Genomic DNA, 3,104 nt, shown 5'->3' with positions numbered 1-3,104 from the left:
ACAAACATGTACCCCGGCCTCCGCATCCCGGCCCGCCCCCGCCGCATCGGACACCCGGGCCACTTGGGCCCCCACCGGAACCGGAAGACCTTCAATAGCCGCGGCTTGCCGGCGGATTTCAGCCGCCGGCCGTGGATCCTCACCGAACTCTATTGTGCCGCCATGGCGGCAGTAGTTAACTAGTCCCGTGAACTCTGCTGGGGAAGGGTGATCTGCCTCTAGGCCCAGTGGGCACCTGGTTTCACGGTGCCGTGGAATCAGCAAAGTTGATGGAGGGCATCGTTATGAGTGCAGTTTCTTCGTCCCAGAATTTCAATCACGGGTTTCCCACGCCCGGACCCCAGGATCCCTCGCCCCAGAAAGTCATGGATCACGTTTTCTTCCTCTCCGAGGGGGAATGGAAAAAAGTCCGCGAAGAGGAACAATTCGACCACATCGTCATCGGCAGTGGGTTCTGCGCCTACGCCTTCGCCGAGCGGACACTGACAGTCAACCCGCACGCACGGATCCTGATCATTGAACGGGGTCCGTTTTTCTTGCCGCAGCACTTCCAGAACCTGCCGCTGCCCTACAAGGAGACCCTGGGAGGCCTCTCGGAGACCTTCCCGTGGACCTTGGCAGCTGCCACCGCCACCCAGCCGCCGGGCAAGATTTCGTGGCAGCACGGCATGGTTCCTTTCTACGGCGGACGAAGCATCATGTGGAGCGCGTGGTGCCCCCGCCCCGAGGAAGATGAAATGCGGGGCTGGCCGCGGGCAGTGATGGACGCCGCCAAGTCGCACTTCACGTCCGCGGAAGACCTCCTGAACGTGGTTTCGGCGGACCAGATCGACGCCGGCCGGTCGGCCGACGTCGTCGATCTCATCAACGACACCCGGCCGGTCTACGGAATCATGCAGAAAGCCCTGCAGGAACGGCTTGAGGCAGGCCTGCACAAGATCGATTCCGCCACCCGCAGCATGCCCGCACCGCTCGCTGCGGCGACTGGCGCGACGTCGGGCGTGGACTTCGCGAAGTTCTCGACGCCGGCAGTCCTCCTTGAACTGACGGACAAGCAAGCAGCCCTCGAGGCCCAAGGCAAGGGCGCGGCTCTTCGCATGGTCACGGACTGCACCGTGTTGAGCGTGCTCCAGCAGGACGGACGGGCCACCGCGTTGAACACCAACCGCGGCGTAGTGAACGTCGGCAACGCCAACCTGGTCCTGGCCATGGGCACGCTTCCACCGGCAACGCTGGTCCTCAATTCCTTCCCGCAGGTGCAGGGGGCCGGCGGGCATTTCAGCGCCCACTTCATCACCTCGGTGGTGGCCAGGGTTCCCCGCGAGGATTTTGATTTCAGCGGACAACTCGGCGAGCTGGAACTGGCGGCCATCTATTTGGCGGGCAAGAGCCCGGCCGGCATGCAGTACCACGTCCAGCTTTCGGTCCTCTCGGACCGTTGCCCGGACAAGAACGCCCAGAAGTCCGAACGCTACGCCCCCGACGTCGTCGCCACGGCTTCGCTCGCGCAGCTGCGGTCCTCGGAGGACTACCTGGTGTTCGTCTGCGCCGTCCTCGGCGAACTGGACGAAAGCAACCCGGAGAACCACTTGCGGCTTTCCGGCGGAGCGGACCCCACCTGCAACGTCACCTTGCAGGTGTTGGCCAACGCCACCGACGACGACACCTGGGACACCATGGACGAGGGAACCTTCCAGATGCTGGAGCGGGTCCTCTCCCCGGCCGGCGCGGAGCGGGTCGAATACTGGCACGGAGATCCCGACGACGGAACCTGGGGTGCCGAGCGTCCCGCCATCCCGGAGCGCCGCGTTCCGGGATTGGTCCACGAAAGCTCGAGCCTGCCGATCGGCGAAGAGGAGGGCGCCGTCGTCGGAATCGACTACCGACTCAACGGCGTGCAGAACGTCTTTGTCACGGGCGGCAGCCTCTGGCCCACCGGCGGTTCGTGGAACCCGACCATGACAATGGTCGCCTTGGCGCAAGACCTCGCCGAAAGACTCGAGGCCGACGGCGGAGCGGCGGCAGCGCCATGACTGTCGCCCCGGCGCTGGACCCGGCGCTCCTTCCCACGGTTCCGCCTATGAGTGTCGCCGATGTGCTGGACCGGCAGGACGGCGTGTACTGGGTGGTGAAGGACGCGAATTCGGTCTTCCTGTGGGTCAACCAGAACTTCGCGGACCTGGTGGGCATGGATAAGTCGGAGCTGATCGGGCACCAGGACTCGCGCGCGGAACACGTTGCGCATGACAAGGAAGTAATGGCGAGCGGAAAGCCGTTGCTCAACTTCCACGAGACCATCGCCGTCCCCAGCAAGGACGGCGGCATGGTGAATGTGGACATCGTGACCCAAAAGGGGTTGCTGCGGGCCCCGGGCAGCAAGGACATCATCGGCATCACCGTCTGCTTCTCACTGAAGGACCCGGTCACATGAGTGGATTCGCAGAGGACTGGATCAAACGGTTGGACATGTCCCCTGCTAGCGTGGGCGGCTGGTTTGCGCCCGCGCTCGTGAGCAACGAGGACATCGCCGGATCGGCGCTGCCTCCGCGTTTCGGCGTCGACCATCCGCTCTACAGTTCCAACTGGTACCTGCTGGAGGCGGGTGAGGTCCTCCAGTTGCACGCCCTCAAGCAGGACGAATTGTGGTTCTTCCACGTGGGGACACCGATCAGGCTGCACGTCTTCTCCCGGGAGCTCGGACTTCAGGACTTTGGCTATACCGAAGCCTTGTTGGGGCCGGATCCGGAAGCAGGCGAGATGTTGCAAGGAGTTGCCCCGAACTCCACCTGGTTCGGTGCCGAGTTGGCCGGGCCGGGGTTCGCCTTGGTGAGCTGCAGCCTCGCACCGGGATACGAGAGATCGGACTCCGCGAAACCAACGGCACGGGACATCGAGTCGCTCGTCATGAGGTTCCCCGGGCATGCCGAGCTGATCCTGCGCCTGGCGGTGGTCTAGCCGGGGCCGGCGGGATGGGCTGGGCAGGCGGGATGCCCGGATAAAACGTCTGGTGCGCCGGTTCTGGGGCCGGCGCACCAGGCTTCTCCCACCCAACTGACTAGCAGTAGTTGTCGTTTAGAGGCTCCAAAACGAACAACAAATGCGTG

General features: G+C 64.2%; 4 protein-coding genes. All 4 read left to right on the top strand.

Going from position 1 to position 3,104, the window contains the following annotated elements; all coding sequences use genetic code 11:
* Positions 1 to 183, top strand: a 183-nt coding sequence (locus AHiyo1_RS25770; protein ID WP_216363274.1) for a hypothetical protein, incomplete at its 5' end; no start/stop codon positions are given.
* Positions 184 to 284: 101 nt separating this feature from the next.
* Positions 285 to 2,033, top strand: coding sequence for a GMC oxidoreductase (locus AHiyo1_RS20795; protein WP_059389857.1), 1,749 nt, complete (start codon positions 285 to 287; stop codon positions 2,031 to 2,033).
* Complete coding sequence (locus AHiyo1_RS20790) at positions 2,030 to 2,431, top strand: PAS domain-containing protein (RefSeq protein WP_059389856.1); 402 nt, start codon at positions 2,030 to 2,032, stop codon at positions 2,429 to 2,431. The genes AHiyo1_RS20795 and AHiyo1_RS20790 overlap by 4 nt, the downstream gene beginning before the upstream one ends.
* Positions 2,428 to 2,955, top strand: coding sequence for a cupin domain-containing protein (locus AHiyo1_RS20785; RefSeq protein ID WP_059389855.1), 528 nt, complete (start codon positions 2,428 to 2,430; stop codon positions 2,953 to 2,955). The genes AHiyo1_RS20790 and AHiyo1_RS20785 overlap by 4 nt, the downstream gene beginning before the upstream one ends.
* Positions 2,956 to 3,104: the final 149 nt, after the last annotated feature.

The sequence above is a fragment of the Arthrobacter sp. Hiyo1 genome (genome assembly GCF_001263615.2).
Taxonomy (GTDB): domain Bacteria; phylum Actinomycetota; class Actinomycetes; order Actinomycetales; family Micrococcaceae; genus Arthrobacter.
Note: the sequence above shows the minus strand (reverse complement) of the source record. Positions and strands in the feature narration are given on the sequence as shown.